This is a genomic window from Campylobacter geochelonis, from assembly GCF_013201685.1.
Lineage (GTDB): Bacteria > Campylobacterota > Campylobacteria > Campylobacterales > Campylobacteraceae > Campylobacter_B > Campylobacter_B geochelonis.
Genome location: NZ_CP053844.1, coordinates 1,601,206 through 1,622,324 on the forward strand (window position 1 = coordinate 1,601,206; position 21,119 = coordinate 1,622,324).

The 21,119-nt window shown below is 34.3% G+C and carries 17 protein-coding genes, 2 tRNA genes and 1 rRNA gene; 7 read left to right on the forward strand and 13 right to left on the reverse strand.

Features of this window, described 5'->3' with window-relative positions:
* Positions 1–47 precede the first annotated feature (47 nt).
* The 8 genes from CGEO_RS07255 to CGEO_RS07290 form a co-directional block, all read right to left on the reverse strand.
* Positions 48–123 (reverse strand) — tRNA-Ala (locus CGEO_RS07255).
* Positions 124–525: 402 nt separating this feature from the next.
* Positions 526–602: transfer RNA gene (locus CGEO_RS07260), tRNA-Ile, on the reverse strand.
* A 228-nt stretch (positions 603–830) separates the two neighbouring features.
* Positions 831–2,346: ribosomal RNA gene (locus tag CGEO_RS07265) — 16S ribosomal RNA — on the reverse strand.
* A gap of 2,314 nt (positions 2,347–4,660) precedes the next feature.
* A complete protein-coding gene (locus CGEO_RS07270; RefSeq protein ID WP_075540191.1) occupies positions 4,661–6,346 on the reverse strand; it encodes a DUF945 family protein in 1,686 nt (561 codons plus the stop codon).
* Positions 6,347–6,543: 197 nt separating this feature from the next.
* Positions 6,544–7,122, reverse strand: coding sequence for a DedA family protein (locus CGEO_RS07275; RefSeq protein WP_075540190.1), 579 nt, complete (start codon positions 7,120–7,122; stop codon positions 6,544–6,546).
* Positions 7,123–7,127: 5 nt separating this feature from the next.
* Positions 7,128–7,709 carry a lipid-binding SYLF domain-containing protein gene (locus tag CGEO_RS07280; RefSeq protein WP_075494694.1) on the reverse strand — a complete coding sequence of 194 codons (582 nt, stop codon included), beginning with the start codon at positions 7,707–7,709 and terminating at the stop codon, positions 7,128–7,130.
* Between the two features lie 8 nt (positions 7,710–7,717).
* On the reverse strand, positions 7,718–9,271 hold the full coding sequence (gene rny / locus CGEO_RS07285; protein ID WP_075494695.1) for a ribonuclease Y: 1,554 nt from the start codon (positions 9,269–9,271) through the stop codon (positions 7,718–7,720).
* The gene (locus CGEO_RS07290; protein WP_075540189.1) at positions 9,204–9,833 is read right to left on the reverse strand and encodes a 5-formyltetrahydrofolate cyclo-ligase; all 630 of its coding nucleotides are present in this window, start codon (positions 9,831–9,833) and stop codon (positions 9,204–9,206) included. The genes rny and CGEO_RS07290 overlap by 68 nt, the downstream gene beginning before the upstream one ends.
* Before the next feature lie 64 nt (positions 9,834–9,897).
* On the opposite strand from CGEO_RS07290, the gene CGEO_RS07295 reads away from it, so the two are divergent.
* From CGEO_RS07295 to CGEO_RS07310, 4 genes are all read left to right on the forward strand, one after another.
* On the forward strand, positions 9,898–10,458 hold the full coding sequence (locus CGEO_RS07295; protein ID WP_075494697.1) for a TlpA family protein disulfide reductase: 561 nt from the start codon (positions 9,898–9,900) through the stop codon (positions 10,456–10,458).
* Complete coding sequence (gene ftsY / locus CGEO_RS07300) at positions 10,458–11,333, forward strand: signal recognition particle-docking protein FtsY (protein ID WP_075494698.1); 876 nt, start codon at positions 10,458–10,460, stop codon at positions 11,331–11,333. Before CGEO_RS07295 ends, ftsY begins: the two co-directional genes overlap by 1 nt.
* On the forward strand, positions 11,320–12,660 hold the full coding sequence (radA, locus tag CGEO_RS07305) for a DNA repair protein RadA (protein ID WP_075531765.1): 1,341 nt from the start codon (positions 11,320–11,322) through the stop codon (positions 12,658–12,660). The genes ftsY and radA overlap by 14 nt, the downstream gene beginning before the upstream one ends.
* 68 nt (positions 12,661–12,728) lie before the next feature.
* Positions 12,729–13,808 (forward strand): diguanylate cyclase domain-containing protein, encoded by a 1,080-nt coding sequence (locus tag CGEO_RS07310; protein WP_075540188.1) that lies wholly within the window; start codon positions 12,729–12,731, stop codon positions 13,806–13,808.
* A gap of 40 nt (positions 13,809–13,848) precedes the next feature.
* Here the strand turns inward: CGEO_RS07310 and CGEO_RS07315 are convergent, their stop codons facing one another.
* The 5 genes from CGEO_RS07315 to tupB all read right to left on the reverse strand — a co-directional run bounded on the left by CGEO_RS07315 (position 13,849) and on the right by tupB (position 18,116).
* Positions 13,849–14,286 carry a Dps family protein gene (locus CGEO_RS07315; RefSeq protein ID WP_075494701.1) on the reverse strand — a complete coding sequence of 146 codons (438 nt, stop codon included), beginning with the start codon at positions 14,284–14,286 and terminating at the stop codon, positions 13,849–13,851.
* 134 nt (positions 14,287–14,420) lie between these two features.
* On the reverse strand, positions 14,421–15,635 hold the full coding sequence (locus tag CGEO_RS07320; RefSeq protein WP_075531764.1) for a glucose-6-phosphate isomerase: 1,215 nt from the start codon (positions 15,633–15,635) through the stop codon (positions 14,421–14,423).
* Positions 15,622–16,452 carry a UTP--glucose-1-phosphate uridylyltransferase GalU gene (galU, locus tag CGEO_RS07325; protein ID WP_075494703.1) on the reverse strand — a complete coding sequence of 277 codons (831 nt, stop codon included), beginning with the start codon at positions 16,450–16,452 and terminating at the stop codon, positions 15,622–15,624. Before galU ends, CGEO_RS07320 begins: the two co-directional genes overlap by 14 nt.
* A 33-nt stretch (positions 16,453–16,485) precedes the next feature.
* Entirely contained in the window at positions 16,486–17,427 is a 942-nt protein-coding gene (gene tupC, locus CGEO_RS07330; RefSeq protein ID WP_075494704.1) for a tungstate ABC transporter ATP-binding protein TupC, read from the reverse strand.
* A complete protein-coding gene (gene tupB, locus CGEO_RS07335) occupies positions 17,424–18,116 on the reverse strand; it encodes a tungstate ABC transporter permease TupB (protein ID WP_075494705.1) in 693 nt (230 codons plus the stop codon). Before tupB ends, tupC begins: the two co-directional genes overlap by 4 nt.
* Positions 18,117–18,249: 133 nt before the next feature.
* On the opposite strand from tupB, the gene tupA reads away from it, so the two are divergent.
* The 3 genes from tupA to CGEO_RS07350 are packed head-to-tail and all read left to right on the forward strand — an operon-like array spanning position 18,250 to position 21,110.
* Positions 18,250–19,077: a tungstate ABC transporter substrate-binding protein TupA gene (tupA, locus tag CGEO_RS07340; protein ID WP_075540187.1), complete on the forward strand. Its 828-nt coding sequence runs from the start codon at positions 18,250–18,252 to the stop codon at positions 19,075–19,077.
* A 53-nt stretch (positions 19,078–19,130) separates the two neighbouring features.
* Entirely contained in the window at positions 19,131–19,751 is a 621-nt protein-coding gene (locus tag CGEO_RS07345; protein ID WP_242647991.1) for an IMPACT family protein, read from the forward strand.
* A 3-nt stretch (positions 19,752–19,754) separates the two neighbouring features.
* On the forward strand, positions 19,755–21,110 hold the full coding sequence (locus tag CGEO_RS07350) for a COG3014 family protein (protein ID WP_075540185.1): 1,356 nt from the start codon (positions 19,755–19,757) through the stop codon (positions 21,108–21,110).
* The last annotated feature ends 9 nt before the right edge of the window (positions 21,111–21,119 follow it).

Here is a 21,119-nt window from a genome sequence, read left to right on the forward strand (position 1 = left end):
TTTTAGATTATGTTAAACTATATACTTAATACTTCTATAATACGTGGTGGTGGAGAATAGCGGGATCGAACCGCTGACCTCCTGCGTGCAAAGCAGGCGCTCTCCCAGCTGAGCTAATTCCCCAATTCTATCTTTACCTATGCTAAGACTTATCCTTTATACACGCAGTGTCTTTGTCGGTTCGTTACACTCACAACGACAAATCCTAAAAAGCAAAGAAGTTTGCTTTTTCTTGTGCAAAGCAGGCGCTCTCCCAGCTGAGCTAATTCCCCATTTTTGCTTTCTCTTTTTTCTACTAAACTTTGTTACACTTTGCTTCAAACTGCAGTCACAAACATAAGTTTGCTCATTTGTTTTTGCTCGTGTTCCTTGTTTAGCGAAAAAATAGTTTGCAAAAATATTTATAAAATTCTTCCAAATTCTTAGACTTAATCAATTAAATTTAAAAGACTTAAATAAACTTCTATTCTATTATTAATTTCTTTTTATCTACTACTCAACATAGATTATAAAATCTTTGGTTTGTGGTGGGCCTAATAAGACTTGAACTTATGACCTCACCCTTATCAGGGGTGCACTCTAACCAGCTGAGCTATAGGCCCTTAACATATCTGGGCGTCAATCTTTCAAAACTAAACAAGTGCGATTGAGAGAAACTACTAAGAGTGTTAAGCTCTTAAGAACTAGTTAGTACAATAACTATCTAACTAGTTCTTACCACAAATAGTTTTCAAAGATAAATAATCGCTATCTTTGTTTTTACTATTTGATTTAGTAGTGTCGTTCTTTCTTAATGTATATCTTGTGAGAAATATACATATGTACTCTAGAAAGGAGGTGATCCAACCGCAGGTTCTCCTACGGTTACCTTGTTACGACTTCACCCCAGTCGCTGATTCCACTGTGGGCGGTAGCTAGTTTAGCATTCCGACTTCGAGTGAAATCAACTCCCATGGTGTGACGGGCGGTGAGTACAAGACCCGGGAACGTATTCACCGTAGCATGGCTGATCTACGATTACTAGCGATTCCGGCTTCATGGAGTCGAGTTGCAGACTCCAATCCGAACTGAGACATATTTTATAGATTTGCTCCATCTCGCGATATTGCTTCTCATTGTATATGCCATTGTAGCACGTGTGTCGCCCCGGACATAAGGGCCATGATGACTTGACGTCGTCCACACCTTCCTCCTACTTGCGTAGGCAGTCTGTTTAGAGTGCTCAGCCGAACTGTTAGCAACTAAACACGTGGGTTGCGCTCGTTGCGGGACTTAACCCAACATCTCACGACACGAGCTGACGACAGCCGTGCAGCACCTGTCTCAACATTCTAGCAAGCTAGCACTTCTCTATCTCTAAAGAATTTGTTGGATATCAAGTCCGGGTAAGGTTCTTCGCGTATCTTCGAATTAAACCACATGCTCCACCGCTTGTGCGGGTCCCCGTCTATTCCTTTGAGTTTTAATCTTGCGACCGTACTCCCCAGGCGGTATACTTAATCCGTTAGGTGCATTACTGCCTTGACTAGCAAAGCAACAACTAGTATACATCGTTTAGGGCGTGGACTACCAGGGTATCTAATCCTGTTTGCTCCCCACGCTTTCGCGCCTCAGCGTCAGTTAAGTTCTAGCAGATCGCTTTCGCAATAGGTATTCTTGGTGATCTCTACGGATTTTACCCCTACACCACCAGTTCCATCTGCCTCTCCCTTACTCTAGATAAATAGTTTCCTAAGCAGTTTAACAGTTAAGCTGTTAGATTTCACAAAAGACTTATTCATCCGCCTACGCGCCCTTTACGCCCAGTGATTCCGAGTAACGCTTGCACCCCCCGTATTACCGCGGCTGCTGGCACGGAGTTAGCCGGTGCTTATTCGTTGGGTACCGTCATTATTCTTCCCCAACAAAAGGAGTTTACGCTCCGAAAAGTGTCATCCTCCACGCGGCGTTGCTGCGTCAGGCTTTCGCCCATTGCGCAATATTCCTTACTGCTGCCTCCCGTAGGAGTCTGGACCGTGTCTCAGTTCCAGTGTGACTGATCATCCTCTCAGACCAGTTATGCGTCATAGTCTTGGTGAGCCATTACCTCACCAACAAACTGATACAATATAGCCCCATCCCTTAGCGAAAAGACTTTCCCAACCAAACATATGTTTAGTTGGAGTATAGAGTATTAGCAGTCATTTCTAACTGTTGTTCTCTTCTAAGGGGCAGGTTAGCTATATATTACTCACCCGTGCGCCACTAAGAATTAAAAGAGCAAGCTCTCTTAATTCTCCGTTCGACTTGCATGTATTAGGCACGCCGCCAGCGTTCACTCTGAGCCAGGATCAAACTCTCCATATTAATTTACTTTTAGCGCACAAACAAAGTCTGTGCTAAAGTAACAAATACTAAAGCACACCAACACAAAGTGTTGGTGTAAATTTAGCAAATGACCAAATTAAAGTTATTGAGTATTTTACTTAAAAAGCATATACTGCTATAACCTAAATTTGGATTTAATTATGAAGTTTTTAATCATAAAAACTTTATTAGTTTTAATTGTTTTTCTTTTTAATAAAATTAAAAAGTGGCTCAATCGATCACTTGTTTAGATTTCAAAGATTGACTTTAAAATTTATAGTTTAACAATTATAATTTAAAAAACATGCTTCTTTATCTTTATAATCTTAGTAACATTAATCTTATTAGATTTAATGTAAAAAGCTTCATCTACATAGATGAGATAAGAAAGTTAAGAGTTTTAAAATCTTGGCTTTCTTTGAAGCGGAAATGAAAGTATATAAAAGCAACACTTAAAACTAGCTTAATTACAATAAAAAAATAGTGAAAAAGTGAAAAAAAATAAAATATGGTAAAAATATATGATGAGATGATAAAAGCAATAGTAATGTAAGGAAAGTTAGGGTTAGGGGTTGAAGTTATTGCGTAAAAAGATAAAGAGGTAGGATTAGGGTTAAGGTTTGGAGTTAGAGTTAGGAACAAAAAAGATAAGGAGTTAGAGTTAGAGTTAGAGTTAGAGTTAAAGTTTGTGGTTATTGTAAAAAGATAAAGAGGTGGAGTATGGGGTTAGAAGTGAAGTATGGGGTTGTGGCTAGTAAGGTGGAAATGAATATTAAGGGGTAGGAAAGAGTGCAGAAAGATTTAGAGGATATTAAGTGGAAAAAGTAAAAGAAGGTAAAAAAGCTGATGTATGATGTAGAGATGGAAGCAAAATGGAAAAGATAGAGAGTTTAAGTTGAGAGTGAATAAGATAAAGAGTTAGGGTTATTATGTAGAAAGATAAGAAGTTGGGTTTATGGTTAAAGTTTAAAACTATTGTAAAAAAGATAAAGAGGTGGAATTGGGGTTAAGGGGTGAAGAAAATAGAAGAATTTGGGATTTATGGTTAAGGAGTAAAGTATGGGTTTGTGAGCTAGAAATGTCGAAATAAATATCAAATTTATAATAAAGAGTATAGTAAATAAAAGAATTTGGATTTAGAGTTTTTTTTGAGGGAAGGTAAAAGATGTAGGGTAAGAGTGTAGGAAGTAAAGTAAATATTGTATTTAGAGTTATAGGTTGGGAATTTATAGTCATTGCATAATAAAGATAAGAGTTAGATAAAGTATGAGTTTATGGGTTAGAGAGGTGGAAATAAATATAGAATTTATAACAAAGAGTATTAGAAATAAAAAAATTTGGATTTAGAGTTTTTTTTAAGGTTAAGTGGTGAAAAGATGTAGGATAAGAGTGTATGAAGTAAAGTAAATATTGTATTTAAATTTAGCTATAGGTTGAAATATAAAGAAGATAGAAAGATGTTTGATTAAAAAAATAGTAAAAAATATATGCAAGAAATAGGATAGGATAAGAGAAAATTTAGAGTTAGAGGTGGGAAAATAGAAGAAAATAGAAGATGTTTAATTGCCATAGTTGTGTAAGTAAAATACAGAGGTGGAGTGAGCGGTGAAAGCCTACCAGCAAAATTATGGCATAAAAGCTGTGTAAGTACATACAGAGCAAGAGTGAGGAAAGCGAAGCAAATATTGAATTTAGAGTTAGTGGTAGGAAAATAGAAGATGTTTAATCGCCATAGTAGTATGAGTAAATATAACGATGTGGGTTGTGCAAGATTAAAGTGAGTATAGAATTTAGAGTTAAGAAAATAAAAATGTTAAGGCAAACAGCAAAAACAAAAAGATAGAGAAAGAATGGGTTTGAGTAGAAAATGGCTTTAGAATGATGATAGTCAAGAGATATTTATAATAAAAATTTGAAAAAAAGTTTTTGGAAAAATTATAAAAACTAAAAAAACTTAAGTAAACTAAAGAGCTATAGTAAAGATATAAAGTCATGAAGCAATGAAAAATTAAACAGCCTGATAAATTTATATATAAAAAGCATAAATTTAAAATGTAGCAAAAAAGAAAATTGTTTAAGTTGCAAACAAAATATAATAAAACAAACAGCCAAACGTATTTGCTAAATTTATATATCATAAATCCAGATGGAACACGACAAAGCAGATGCTAAACCAAATGAATTTAGCCGCCACTAGACGACTAAATTCTACTTTTTAAAATCATTACAAACGTTTCTTCGCTCGCAGTTAAGTACAACAGAAAGCCGGCAAAACCGTATCTTGCCTTAAGTATCGTTTTGCTTTAGCTCAAAACTACCTAAGTTTTAGTGGTTTTTCTAAAAGCTTAGAAACTTCGCTATCTTTATACATCTCTTGACAAAACTCTTCGTGTTTATCCACTCCAACCTCTACGATGATTTCCGTGCTGTTAGCATCGTCTATAGTAGAAATCTCAAAACAACTCATACCAGATGTTATAAGAGCAAATTTATTATGAGAAATTTCAAGAAGCGGCAAGTTTGTCATATTGGTTATCTTCTCATCAAATTTACCTTGTGATGTATAAAACGCCGATAAGTCTGAAACTAAAGTATATAGATAGTTAGCTACCATATAAACATCATCGGCATTTTGGTTTACACCTAAAACATGAGATTCTAGTTCGCTTAATCTTACTTTGTCATTCATAATCACATCCATTAAATTTGAATCAAATTTGAAATTCGATATAAAATTCTCGCCATCTTCAATAACAACTCCACTATCAAGCAGCTTTTTAGCGGCATCTTTGTCTACCTTTATCTCATCTAAAAAACTTTTATCAAATTTAACAGACCCACTCAAAAATGCTTTTTGCGGAAGTGCAAAAATGTTTTTACCATCAAATCCACTCACTCCCAAATCCGCATTTAATCGAAATAGCTTGTCATCTTTATAAAAGCTTATATCTTCGATTTTTACAACTGGATTGTTCGATACAACAAGCATTGCAATCTCTATTAAAGCTTGCTCACTAATGTCTTTGCCGCTATAAGCGTCTAAGAAAAAATCATAAATTTTAGCAGGTATGTTTTGTGCCACAAGATCATAGTTAAATTTATTTAGTTTTATCTCTTCGCCTTTTGATAGCAAATATATATCATTTATATCAAGCTTCATCGCAATACTTAAATTTTCATCTACGTTTTTGCTAAGAGAGTAAATTTTTATATCGCCCAAATCTATCTTAGTATCATCTTGAGCATCTTTTATAGCGATTTTTAGCTTTTTAAGCTCGACTACATCTTTTATATCCATATCTTTTATAGCCGATTTTATATAAGATTTAAAATCATTTATAGCCCCGATTTTTAGAGGGTTGTTGTATTCAAGTGCTTCAAAATAATTATCTATAGCAAACTCAGCTTCTGTGCCATCTTTATCTTTACCATGAAAAGTAGCTGATTCTACACTATAATCAGCATAAGTTAAATCTTGATTTTCGTTTAACTTTACTGTGATTTTAACTGGTTTTAAATTTGCCTTTACATCTTCATCGCTATTATTAAGAACAAAATTTAGCTCATTAGTTTTAATGTTTGTTGTTGTATTTTTACCAGAAACAATCGTTTTAAAAGTTGCTATCTCATCACCACCAAATAAGTTTTTAGCGATATCTTTATGAGATACAAGCTTAACACTTCCAGTTGTTTCTAGCCCAGATATAACAGAAAATAGTGAATTTGAAGTAGTTGAATCTATCTCAAAACTTATATCTTCGAAGTCGTTTTCTTCCTCGCTCAGTCCTAAAATATCAGAAAACATCTCTTTTTTTATAGTTATTTCGGATTTGTTTTTTGTAGAGAAAATTCCTCTTGTTTGTTCTGATTTTACGCTTAAATTTTTAGAATTTAGCGACTCAAATGCCTCGTATCTTTCAGAAACAAGTCCTGAAAAATAGTAGCTTCCGCCTATAAAAACAGCCACAAGCACAACCAATGCTATGATAATCTTTCTCATATCTTCCCTTTAAAATTTATTTACAATTGTATTTAATAACCCCTAAAAGTTATATAAAAGTGTAATATAAAAATTTATAAAACATTTGCTAAATTTGTTACTTAAATTTTAATATTCATACAAAAATTATAGTTTTTCTAAATTTAGTATATTTTCACTCAAAATATAAATTTAAAAAGTAAATTTGGCTCTTTTTATCACAAAAGGCTTGCTTTTTTTGATTTTTTGGTAGCTTTTTTAAAATAAATCACAATAGCGCCAAGTAAAATTACAATAATAATAGGCATAACCCAAGGATAAATTTTGATAAATTCAAAAATTCTCATTAAAAAATCACCCGCATAGTAGCTAAGAAGCCCAAGTGAAACCGCCCAAATAATGGAACTTATGACATTTATAATGCTAAATTTAGTAAAGGAGTATTTTGTAAGCCCGATAGCGACTGGAACTAGAGTTTTTAGTCCATAGATGTATTTTTTTATCAAAATTATCTTATCGCCATGTTTTTTAAACAAAATTTGAGCTAACGCTAAATTTCGCCTCTGTTTTTTAAGATATGGAGCAAATTCTTTTTTGCTATATCTGCTGATATAAAACAAAAAAGTATCACCAAGAGTATTAGAAACTGCGGCTATTAGGATACAAAGCGTTAAATCCATCTTTCCAGCAAAGCTTAAAACTCCAGCCGCTATAATAGCGACCATTCCGCCACCAAGCGTGTAAAAAAACAAAATCAAATACCCATAAGTCGATAAAGACGTTAGCATATCTTGCATAAACTTTAATCTCTCTCAATAACATCAAGCAAATTTTTATAACCATAACTGTTATGGTTATAAACAACGCTTTTATCGATATTTAAAACAAACCCACCCAAGCTTGCTCCAGCAAAAGCGCCAGTTTTACTCATATAAGCATATATATCTTTATCAAAAACATCTATACTTCCAACACTAGCACTTGCTTTCCAAATCGACGCCGTTGCATCTGCTCCAAGCTTCATCTCGGCTTTTAACATACTTTGAAGCGTTTTATCATTCATCACAAAAAGCACGACATAGTTATCTTCATAGCCTATTTGAAAGCCGATACTTGCGTTTGTTATCTCAGCTTTATTTATCTTCCATGATGAGCCATTTTTTATCATAACAACACCTTCACCATAAAGCCCACCTATGATAAATCCAACCTTTTTTACAGTTGGAAATATCAAAATAGCCTTCGCGCGCTCTACTAAAGCATTTTTATGAGAAATTTTTTGCATAGTTAGCACATAAGCATTTGCAGAATTTAACAAAATTTCCTCTTTAGCAGCGTGCAAACTAAGAGCGATTAAAAAGATAGCAATTAAAATTTTTTTCATATAATTCCTTATTTAGCGTAATCAACAGCTCTAGTTTCTCTTATAACACTTACTTTTATCTCGCCAGGATACTGAACGCTTGATTGAATTCCCTCAGCTATCTCTTTTGCGATTAGCACCGCTTCATCATCATTTACTAGCGTTGCATTGGCTATAACTCTAACTTCACGCCCTGCATTTATCGCATAGGCTGATTTTACACCCTCTTTGCTTGTTGCTATTTCTTCGATTTCAGAAACTCTTTTTAAGAAACTCTCAAGCACCTCTCGTCTAGCTCCAGGTCTAGCCGCGCTTAGTGCATCTGCGGTGCAAACTGCCGCGCACTCCACAGTTTCAGCCTCTTCATGTCCATGGTGAGCATAAATGGCGTTTATAACAACTGGATGCTCTTTATAGCGTCTGCAAATTTCAGCTCCCAAGTCCACGTGACTTCCCTCATACTCGTGGGTTAGCGCTTTTCCAATATCGTGCAAAATTCCAGCTCTTCTAGCTAAAATTTCATCTCCGCCAGTCTCGGCTGCGATTATTCCTGCAAGGTGTGCTACTTCAAGGCTGTGTGCAAGAGCGTTTTGTCCGTAACTTGCTCTAAATTTAAGCTTTCCGATAAGTTTTACAAGCTCTGGATGCATGCCATTTAGCCCTAAATCCATAATGATATTTTCGCCCTCTTCTGCGATACTTGCTTCAAACTCATCGCTTACTTTTTTATGGATATCTTCGATTCTAGCAGGCTGAATTCGTCCATCTTCAACTAAAAGTTCAATCACACGAGTTGCGATAGCTCTTCGGTATAAATTAAAACTACTTAAAATAATCGCGTGAGGTGTATCATCGATAATGATATCAACTCCCAAAACCATCTCAAGGGTTTTAATATTTCGCCCCTCTTTACCTATAATTCTACCTTTTAAATCATCATTTTTAATATCAACAACATTTATAAGTCGTTCAGCCGCATACTCTCCAGCAAAACGCGTCGTTGCCTGAGCGATGATATAGTTTGCTTTTTTCTTAGCTTCTCTTTTGGCCTCTTCTTCGTATTTTCTAACGATGTGAGCGATATCGCCACGAGATTTTTCCTCAACTCTTCTTAAAACCTCTCTTTTGGCCTCTTCTTCAGTAAGTCCTGCTGCATGCTCTAAAACTCTAATAGCTTCAGAAATTTTAGACTCATAGCTTTTTTTAAGATTTATACCTTCATCATAAGTTCGTTTTGCCTCTTTTTTAGAGTGTTCTGCTTCTGATTTGACCTTTTCTAAAATCTCTTTTTCATTCCCTAAAATTTGCTCTTTTTTGCCTATTTCATCAAATTTAGAGTCATACTCTTTTTGAAGTTTTATACTTTTGTCTTCATACTTTTTTTTAGCTTCAAATTCAGCCTCTTGAACTGTTAGCTTCGCATCTTTTAGCACACCTTCAGCTTCAAATTCTATCGCTTTTGCTTTTGCTTTTGCTTGTTCGATGAAAATGCTATAATTTGCATCATTAATTTTTTTAGCGAACAGATACCCTACGCCAACTCCCACTACACCGGCTCCTAAGCCTGCAATAATCTCTATCATATTTTCCTCTTGATATATAATTTTTTGTTGGAGTTATATAAAAATCACCTCTTATATCGTGGATTTGAGAAAGAATTTTTTTACTAAACATATCTTTTATCTCCACAAATACCATAATAGGCTTATATTTAAGTTTGCTAAAAAAGATATCATAATATCCCTTTCCATGACCTATCCTTGCCATTTTTCCGTCAACTCCAATAACGGGAATCACAGCCAAATCAATCCTTTTTTTATACTCATTTTGGTTTTTATTTTCTTTAATACCAAAATGAGATGAGTAAAAAGGAGCTCTTAATTTTACCATTTTAAAGCTAACATTTTGCATAAACGGTATATAAATTTGATACTTTAATGTAAATTTGCGTCTTAAAGTGAGTAAATTTGGCTCATAAGGAAGTGGCATAAAAAGCAAAATTCTTTTAGAATTTGTAAATTTTATAACCTCTTCAAGAGTTTTTAACATAGTATAGTGCTTGCTTTTTGCGCTAAATTTGAGCTCATTTTTAAGCGCTTTTTTTGCATTTTTACGAAATATATCTTTTTTGTTTAAATTTTCCATTTAACGGTTATTTTATTATGTTTTTGTATAATTTCACATTAATTCAAAGATTACAAGGTACTTTATGAAACTAAAATATATACTCATACCCGTTTTACTACTTTTTTTTGCAGGATGTGGCGATAAAGATGATAAAAAAAGTGATAGCGATACAAATTTAACCCAAACCAGCGAAGCAGTCCTTACTCAAAACACAAACGCTCCTTTTACGCTAAATTTTGCAGATGGTGGCGTTATGAGTATAGAAAAAACAGAGTCAGGACTTAATATAGCCGATAACTCCACTGCAACACTGTTTGTCTTTTTTGCGACATGGTGTCCGCCTTGCTTAGCCGAAATTCCGTCTTTAAATAATCTACAAGAAAAGTACAAAGATGAGCTAAAAGTGGTTGGTGTTTTGATGGAAGATAAAAATTTAGATGAAATAAATAGCTTTATAACCGATAAAAAGATAAAATACCAAATCAGCATAGGCTCATCAAACGATACATTTGCCAAAACTCTTGGCGGAATTGTCGGTATACCATATATGGTGCTTTACTATCCAGATGGAAAGTACGCAAGACACTATTTTGGCGTGATTGCACAAGAAATGCTTGATAAAGATATACAAAAGGTACTTTAATGTTTGGTTTTTTAAAAAAAGGGCTTGGAAAAACTCTTGATGCGATAAAGTCTGCAAAACCGCAAAATAGCAAAATTTCCAAAGAACTTTTAGAAGAGATGCTTTTAGAAGCTGATGTGGATTATGAAATAGTTGAAGAGATAATTTATTATCTGCCGCCAACAGATGAAGTTAAAAGAGATGATTTAAAACGCGTTATTTCGACATATTTTATCTACGATAAGCCAAATTTAGAGCCTTTCAAGCCTTTTGTTGAGCTTATTTTAGGAGTAAATGGAGCTGGCAAAACAACAACTGTTGCAAAACTAGCAAATTTATATAAAAAATCAGGCAAAAAGGTTATCCTTGGCGCTTGCGATACCTTTAGAGCAGGAGCGATTGAACAACTTCGTCAATGGTCTAAAAAAATAGAAATTCCCATAATTGCAACAAATCAAGGTCATGATCCATCGGCAGTTGCGTATGATACGATAACTTCGGCTGTTGCTAAAGGTTTTGATAATGTCTTAATCGATACTGCCGGCAGACTTCAAAATCAAACAAATTTAGCCAAAGAGCTTGATAAGATAGTGCGAATTTCAAACAAAGCAATGCCATCAGCTCCTCATAGAAAAATCATCATTTTAGACGCGACACAAGGAAACAACGGCGTTACACAAGCAAAAGCATTTAACCAGATAGTAAAACTAGATGGAGTTATCATAACAAAACTTGATGGAACACCAAAAGGTGGTGCACTTTTTGGCATAGCAAGAGAGCTTGAACTGCCTATTTTATATGTTGGAATTGGCGAGAGTATGGATGATTTGGTTGAGTTTAGTCCTGATGAGTTTATAGAAGATATTTTAGAAGCGATTTTTGATGGCAAAAGCTAAGCTAGTTTTTGAGTGTTCAGCTTGTGGAAACAGGCAAAGTAAATGGATGGGAAAATGCCCAGAATGTGGCTCTTGGGATAGTTTTGTAGAGTTAAATAAAGAGCAGATTGAATTTATAGAAAAAACATCAAAAGTAGTTCAAAAAAACAGTTGCGCTCAAGAAATTTGCGATATAAAAATCGAAGAAATCAACCGCATAAGCACCGATGATACGGAGCTTGATCTTGTTTTAGGTGGCGGGATAGTCGATGGCTCACTTGTGCTAATTGGCGGAAGTCCTGGAATTGGCAAATCAACCTTGCTACTTAAAATCGGCTCAAATTTAGCTAAAAAAAATATAAACGTGCTTTATGTAAGTGGTGAAGAGAGTCTAAGTCAGATAAAAATGCGAGCAGATAGGCTAAATGCTGTTAATAAAAATTTATTTTTGCTAACTGAGATTTCACTAGAAAATATCAAAAATGAGCTGCTTCAAAAAGAGTATAAAATTCTTATCATCGATAGCATACAAACCCTTTTTAGCGAACAAATCGCATCAGCGCCAGGCTCTGTTTCGCAAGTTAGAGAGATAACTTTTGAACTTATGCGAATCGCTAAAGAGCGTGGAATTTGCGTTTTTATCATAGGTCATATCACAAAAGAAGGCTCAATCGCAGGTCCTAGAATACTTGAACATATGGTTGATGTGGTGCTGTATTTTGAAGGTGATGCAAGCAAAGAACTTAGACTTTTAAGAGGCTTTAAAAACCGCTTTGGCTCAACTAGTGAAGTTGGAATTTTTGAAATGAGCGCAAAAGGGCTAATCAGCGCAAAAGATATAGCAAGTAAATTTTTTACTCGCGGAAAAGCCATAGCAGGAAGTGCGATAACTATCATAATGGAAGGTTCGCGCCCATTAAGCGTTGAAATTCAAGCTTTAGTTTGCGAAAGCGCTTATCCAAAACGAAGCGTAACTGGATATGATAGAAACCGCTTGGATATGATTTTGGCTTTGCTTGAGCGAAAAATCGGCATAGCTTTGGGGCATTATGATGTCTTTGTAAATGTTACTGGTGGCGTTAAGATAAGTGAAACTGCGGCTGATTTGGCTGTGGTCGCAGCGATTGTTTCAAGTTTTAAAAATCGTCCTATAAGCAAAGAAAGTGCTTTTATAGGCGAAGTTAGTCTAAATGGCGAAATTCGCGATGTTTTTAACCTTGACGCAAGAGTTAAAGAGGCCAAAATGCAAAAATTTAAGTCCATTATCGCACCATCAAAGCCACTAGAAGAGAAAAATATCAAAATTTTTATAGCAAACGAGATAAATCAAGTTCTTGAATGGATGTAAATAAATACTAAATTTAAAGATAAAATTGTGATATAATGGCTGGTAAAATTATTAAAAAAGGAAGCAAAATGGAATTTTATAACACAAAAGCAAAAGAGATAGAAAAACGAAATTCCAACTACATAAAGTTAGTAAACACACTTGGCAGAAAGCTTGCTAATGACTCTCTTTCGCATTTTGAACTTCAAGCGTTTTTTAAAGATATGGCGCAATACAGCTCACAACAATTTGAAGATATAAATCAAATTATTGATGAGTATCACATCTATGAAAAACAGGTGCAAACGCATAAACAAAACCAAAAAATGTTTATAAAAGAGATGGTTTTGCTTTGTGATAGCGTTAGTGAAGATCTTAGTAAGGCAAAGATGTTGCTTGACTTTTTGATATTTTGGATGGATTCTCAAGTACTTGGGCAAGATAAAGTTTTACTTAGACAAATTTCACTCATAAGCTCAGGAAAAACTCCAAAAGAAGCCTATGAGCTAACAAGCATATCGCCTAATGGTAACGATACTTTAATACGAACGCTAAATGAAATGCTTGATTTGCTTTTACAAAGAAACCGCGAACTAAGCGAATCAAACAAAATTCTAGCAGCAAATTTAGAACAAAAACAAAAAGAGCTGTTGTATCTAAACCAAAAATATGGAAGCATAGTTACAGTTGATGAAACAACAAAACTACCAAACAGAAAGCAAGCCTTAAAAGATATAGATAAGTATATAAATAATGGCGTAAAAGATGAAAGTAAGCTTGGTTTGCTTTTGATTTCGATTGGAAATTATGATGAACTTTTGAAAAAATTTGGTGCTAGGATTGATGAAGAGTTGATTTTAAGAACGATTGATATCATTAAAAACACAACTAGAAGCGATGATGTAGTGTATTTTATGAGAAGAAACGAGCTTTTGGTTCTTTGCCCAAGTTCAAGCGAAACTAGCATTATAAACATAGCAAATTTGCTTATAGCAAATACTAAAAACAGTAGAGATATAAATTCTTTATTTTACAACAAAGACAGTGCGAAGTTAAACATTGGAATAGAATTAATCGATAAAAATATCGCTTTAAAAGATGTTCTTAAAAATGTAGATGATAAGCTAAAAATGGCTGAAGATGGTAAAGAGGCTAAATTTGTTATATAAATTTGGTGTGAAAATCACACCAAATTTTAATCTTTTAAAATTAAGCTAGAGTTTGTTTAAGCATCCAGATTGATTTTTCATATTTTGCGATATACTCATCACAAATTGCGCCTGTTGCTCTATCATTTGCCTCATCAGCAAATTTAGCTAGTTTTCTAAACTCAGCTAGTAAATACTCAAAATCACCCTTTATAAGCTCGACTACCTCTTTACCGCAGAAGCTATCTTTTTCAACTTTTGGAGCTTTTGCAAGTTCGATTAGCTCTTTAGGGCAAACTAATGCTTTTCCGCCAAGTTGGATTGCTCTTTCTGCCATCTCATCAAAAAGCTCGAAAATCTCATTATAAGCACTCTCTGTGTAGTTATGTATTGAGAAAAATTGAATTCCGTTTACATTCCAGTGATAGTTGTGAAATTTAACGTTTAAAACAAACGCATCCGCTTGAAGTTGGTTTAGTTGTGCAATAACATTTGACATAATGTCTCCTTTAATTTATATTTTGTAAAATTATAGCATATAAATTCTTAAAAGAAAATAATTCTTATTTAATAATTTATATTTTATAACTCAACTTAGGAAATTCTACTCTTATATAATAAACCGATAGAAAACTACCCTTTTAAAATAATATTTTTAAGTATTCGTTTGCCGATTTCAACTCCTGGTTGATCATAAGTATTAATGCCTAAAATTGCGCCCACAGCGCTAGTTAATAACTCATAATAAGACAAAAGATATCCCACATGCCACTCATCAAGCGTATCAAATTCTAAGCTATCAACGCTAACACCTTCATTTACAACAGCTTGCATAGTCGCTTGTGCTTGGTAGTTTAAAACCTCATCGATACCCATTCCATTTACAAAATCACAGCTACCCATATAAGCAAACTTTAAATTTGGAATTTTCTCACTATTTTTAGAGGCTTTTACGCTTAAAAAAGTAACCGTTTTATCTTTTATGCCATCCATAATAAGCTGTAAAAACGAGTGTTGATCCCTACTTCCGATTAGCCCAACAGGCGTAAGACCGACTCTTTCATAGATCTTTTTTTTACCCAAACTCTCAGCCCACAGCTGAACATACCATTGGTTAAAAGACTCAAATTTATCCAAGTAGCTAAAAACTACATTTATCTTTGCATTTCTATGAGTTGCGTAGTGATAGGCTTTTTGAAGTATAAAATCATCTTTTAAAAAATCACTCTTGCAAGCTTCTTCGCCTTTAATCAAAGCTAGCGTATCAAACCCCATCATCTCAAACGGCACTAGCCCAACAGCGCTAAACACGCTAAATCTTCCGCCAACATTTTGTGGTATATGAAAAATTTCCACCCCGCACTCTTTACCAAATTTTTCTAAACTCGAGTCTTTATCGGTGATAAAAATAAAATTTTCACCCAAATTTAAAACGCTAAATTTAGCCACAATATACTTAAATATCGATATAGTTTCGATTGTCGTGCCGGTTTTTGAAGAGATTATAAAAAGCGTATCTTTAAAAACTATATTATCTAAAACTTTTTTGCAACTATAGCTATCAAGATTATCTAAAAAGTAAATTTTAGGCGAGTTTGGATAGTTTTCTTCAAGCAGTCCAACAACCGCTTTAACGCCTAAAGATGAGCCACCCATACCAACTACGACTAAATTTTTAAATTTATGTTTTTGCACAAATTCTCTTGTTTGCAAAATGGTATCTTTAGCGATTTTTGAAAGATGGAAGTATCCTATTTCGCCACTTTCTATCTCTTTTAAGATTTTTTCGCGACTATCTTTAAGCTTTTCCTTATCAACTAAGCTAAATTTAAGGCTATTTCTTAGCATTTTCTAATCCATAAAAATAATTCGTCGCCTCAACAAACCCTGCTAAAGAGCCACAGTCAAAGCGCCTACCTTTAAATTTATACGCTAGAACTATCCCATCGCTTGCTTGTTTCATAAGCGCATCTGTGATTTGAATTTCGCCATTTTTACCAGGTTCTGTCTGGCTTAAAATATTAAAAATATCTGGAGTTAAGATATAGCGACCAATTATAGCTAAGTTGCTTGGCGCATCTTCTTTGGCTGGTTTTTCAACCATATTATTTACTATTAGCACGTCATCTTCGATATTTCGACCGCTAATTACGCCATAGTTTGATATCTCATCGCCATTTACTTCCATTACAGCAACCACAGAGCAACGATACTTTTCAAAAACTTTCATCATCTGTTTCATAATACCATCGCCATTTTCATTTATACACAAATCATCAGCCAAAATCACGCCAAAAGGCTCATTTGAAACCAAATTTTGCCCAGTATGTATCGCATTTCCAAGGCCTAGCATCTTTGTTTGTCTAGTGAATGAGAACTTACACGCATCCATAAGCTCTCTAATATCTTTTAAAAGGCCCTCTTTGCTAGTGCCTGAAATTTGGTGTTCTAGCTCATAACTGATATCAAAATAATCCTCCAAAGCACGCTTTCCGCGCCCAGTAACAAACGCCATATTTGTCATACCAGCTTCAAGCGCCTCTTCCACGCCATAGTGAATAAGTGGTTTTGTTAAAATCGGAAGCATCTCTTTAGGAAGTGCCTTTGTAGCGGGTAAAAAACGAGTTCCATAACCAGCAGCAGGAAAAAGACAAGTTTGTATCATGATAAAACCTTTTTTGTTTTATTATACCAAAATTTATTTAAGTCCTAAAAATGCGTCATCTTTTATACTAAAATAAATTTCATCAGCCGTGATAAGTGGCGAGTTTTTAAACTCATTTTTATCCACGACCGCCTTAATTAAATAATCTCCAAATTTAATCTTTACAAGCAAATCATCTTTATATATCATAGAAACCGAGTGTAAAATACCTTTTAAATAGCCATTTTTGTGAGTTTTACTTAAATTTATTTTACTTAAATCTATCGCAACTTGTTCAAATTTAGCCAAATTTAAAGGAGTTTTTAAGCTTAAATTTTGTCCAAAATTTATAAAAGAATCTTTTGCATTAAAGATATTTTTAAGCTCGAATTTATTCACAACTCCATTATATAGAAAAATGCTATTTGAAGCGATTGCACTTAACCACTTTTCGTCGTGACTGGCGATGATAAAGCCACATTTATACTGCTCTTTCATATACTCAATCGCCTTTGAAAAAAGCTTAGCAGTTGATAAATCAACACTATTTGTCGGCTCATCAAGCAAAATCAACTTGCTTCTAAGCGCTAAAACTATAGCAAATGCCACTCGTTGTGTCTGTCCGCTACTAAGCGCGTAATAATCCTTTTTTAAAAAGCTCTCATCAAGCCCAACTAGCTCAAGCGCCTCGCCAACTCTAGCGCTAAATTCACGCTCAAATCCACTATTTTTAAGAGCAAATTTAAAGTTTTTTCCAACATCTCGTTTTAAAAGCACAGGCTCAGGCAGTAAAATCGACATCTTATCTTTAGGAGTATGCGAGATAATGCTTCCAGTTTTTGGCTTTTCTATCCCACAAATTATACGTAAAAGCGTGCTTTTCCCGCTTCCGTTATTTCCCATCAAAGCCGTTATAGCACTCTCATCAATCTCTAAATTTTTTACATCTAAAGCCAAATTTAAACCATAAATTTGAGTTAAATTCTCAATTCTCATCTATCTAGCCTTTTTAGCTCATAAACAGCTAAATTTACTAAAAATGCAAGCAGTATAAGCACCAAAGCAAGGGCGATTCCCATAGAAAATTGCCCTTTGTTTGTCTCAAGAGAGATAGCAGTTGTAATCGTTCTTGTAAACCATTTAATATTTCCACCTATCATCATCGCAACGCCCACTTCAGCGACAATTCGCCCATAAGCAGTGGCTAAAACTACCATCAAAGAGTATCTGTTTTCAAAAAGTATGGTTAGCACTTTTTTATACCCTTTTAGATGATAACTTTTTAGTAAAAGTGCGTGTTTTTTGCCCATATTTTCAATCACACTTGCAGTAAGCGAGATAACAATGGGCAACGATAGGCAAATTTGACCTATAATCACAGCTTTTAAGGTAAATAAAAGTCCAAATGAGCCAAGTGGCCCACGATGCGATAAAAGCGCATAAAGTATCAATCCAACAGCAACCGTTGGCATCGCTAATCCCGTATCGCTAATAAGCTTTAAAATCTTTCGCCCACGAAATTCATAATACCCCAAGCAAAAACCAAGCGGCATGCCTATAAGCAAGGCTATGACAACTGAAAAACTAGATGTAAAAACAGTAGCTTTAATAGCAGAATACGTCTCTTCATCAAAGCTAAAAAGCAGATGAAAAGCCCCCATAATACCATCTAAAATAAAATCCAAATTTATACCTCAAATAAAATATTTTTTAGTCTATTTAAATTTCTATCAAAATGTGCTTAATTTTCATATCTAAATTTAAATATTTATTTTATATATGCTAAAATTGCATAAAATATTTTAAAAAGGAAAAAAAATGAAAAAAAGTTTGGCTTTACTAGCACTATCTTTTATCACGGCTCTTAGCTTAAATGCTAAAGATAACGATTTATTAATGGCAACAACCACAAGCACCGATAACACAGGTCTTCTTGATGCTATAGCACCGATTTATAAGCTAAAAACTGGCGTTGATATAAAATGGGTTGCAGTAGGAACAGGACAAGCCCTTGAAATGGGTAAAAACTGCGATGCAGATATACTTTTCGTTCACTCTCCAAAAGTTGAAAAAGAGTTCGTAAAAGATGGCTATGGCATCGATAGAACCGCAGTTATGTATAATGACTTTATCTTAGTTGCTGATAGTTCGTTGGCTGATAAATTTAAAGGAAAAGATTTAAAACAGATTTTTGAAACTATTAAAAAAGATGATATCAAATTCTTTAGCAGAGGCGATAAAAGCGGCACTCACAACAAAGAGCTTTCTGTTTGGAAAAGCGTATTTGGACAAACTCCAGAAAAAGAAGAGTGGTATAACCAAACAGGTCAAGGCATGATAGCGACAATCAACATCGCATCAGAGCAAAAAGGCGTTACTCTAACCGATCGTGGGACATTTATCAAATACGAAGATAACCAAAAAGGTAAAAACAACATGGTTATCGTAAGCGAAGGCGATAAAAACCTTAAAAATTTCTACTCAGTTATCGCAGTAAATCCAAAGCATTGTGCTAAGGCTGATTATGAAAATGCAACTGAGTTTATCAAATGGATAACAAGTGATGAGGGACAAAAGTTTGTCGGCGACTTTAAACTTTTAGAAAAACCGCTATTTACTCCAGATGCTAATCAAAGAAAAGAGTAAATTTAGTAAATTTTGATAAAATTTGAGGTGAGAATTCACCTCAAAGGACTATGTTGCTACAAACAATCGATGAAATCTATACAGACAAACAAGAGATTAAAAAATCAACCTTTTTATCATATCTTTGCCCATTTAGCGAGTTTGAAACACTTCATAAAAAGCTAAAAGATGAACACTCAAAAGCAGTTCATATAGTCTGGGCATATCGATACTACAACAAATATCATCAAATCATAGAAAATCAAAGCGATGATGGCGAACCAAAAGGAACAAGTGGAGCGCCCTCTTTAAACTCGCTTAGAGGGGCTGGTTTAATAAACTCAGCAGTTTTGGTTGTAAGATACTTTGGTGGGATTAAGCTTGGAACTGGTGGGCTTGTAAGAGCGTATAGTTCAAGTGTAAATTTAGCCATAGACAAGGCAAAGCTTTTAGATTATGAGATAAAAGATAGTGTTTGCTTTTTTGCGCCTTTTGCGCTAATTAGCAGGTTTGAACACTTTTTTGAAAAGGAAAATTTAAGCGTTTTAAAAGAATTTAATGAGTTTGGAATGGTTGGAAGTATTGAGCTCTCACCTACTGAGTTTAAATCGCTTTATGAATTTAGTCATGCTTTTTTAAATGATGGTTTTAGTTTCACAGCTTTACCGTTATTTGCCAAAGATATGTTAAAATAAGTTATGAAAAATATAATATTTACAATACTTTTAGCACTATTTTTTAGCGGTTGTGCTGCAATATCTGGCTATGAAAGCGATATTCAAAGCTACAACCAGCAAATTTTGCAAAGAGATTGCGGCTTTGATGATGATAAAAAAGCTATAGAAAATGGCAATGATGTCTTATATGTGGCGTTAAAAGCTGGTATGAGAGCTAGAATTTGCAAAGAGTATGAACTAAGTAACAACTTTTTTGATATCGCAGAGAGCAGATATAAAAATGATGTTGATTTAAAAAGCTTCTTTGCCTCCATTGGCGATGGGGTTAGTGGAACTTTTTTAAACAGCAATTCACTTGATTATGATGGCAGATTTTATGAACGGATTATGATAAATGTTTATAAGGCTTTAAATTTTATGGCTTTAGGCAAATTTGATTATGCTAGAGTTGAGTTAAATAGAGCGTTAAACCGCCAAGAAAGGGCAAAAGAGTATTACGTAGATGAAATTTTAAAAGCACAAAATCTTTTAAATGATAAAGCAAAGTCAAGAAACCAAATCGGCTTTAGCGACTCGCAAATTTCTAAACTTTCAAACATATACACGCAAAATATACAAGCAATTTATCCAAATTTCATTAATCCCTTTGCAACCTATCTTTCTGGGCTATTTTTTATGCTAGAAAATGACAAAAAAGGCTATGAGCTTTTAAAAGAGAGCTTAGAGATGCAACCATCAAATTTAGCCATCAAACAAGATATTAAATTTGCAAAAAGTGGGAAAAAAGAGCCTCAAATTTGGCTTATTTATGAAAATGGGCAAAGCGCTGGACTTAAAGAAGAGGTATTTCACATACCGCTTTTTTTATTTAGTGATGAAGTTTATCACGCAGGCATCGCTTTGCCGGTATTAACTAGCCCAAAACAAAGCTATATGAATTTAGAACTAAATGGGCAAAAAACATCGCAAGTTGCCGATATGAATGCCATAATCCAAACTGAATTTGCTAAAATTTCACCGATTTTGATAAGAAAAGAAATTTTAAGAGCGCTGTTTAAATCCGCTCTTCAATACTCAGCCTCGCAAATATCGCAAAGAAGATGTGATAGCTATGGAAGATGCTATGATGATCTAAATCCTTTGGCTATGCTTTTTGGTATCTACTCAGCTATAACGACAAAAGCCGATATCCGCTACATACCGACAATGCCATCAAATTTCCAAAGCGTGCGAGTGCCAAATTTAGGTAATGCTATGATAAAAGATGATAACGGAGCGGTTTTGCTAAATTTACAAACGGATAAAAACAAAAACACAATCATTTATCTTAAATCATTAACCAAGGGTTTTTTCGAGTTTGATAAAATAGAATTTTAAAAGGATGGA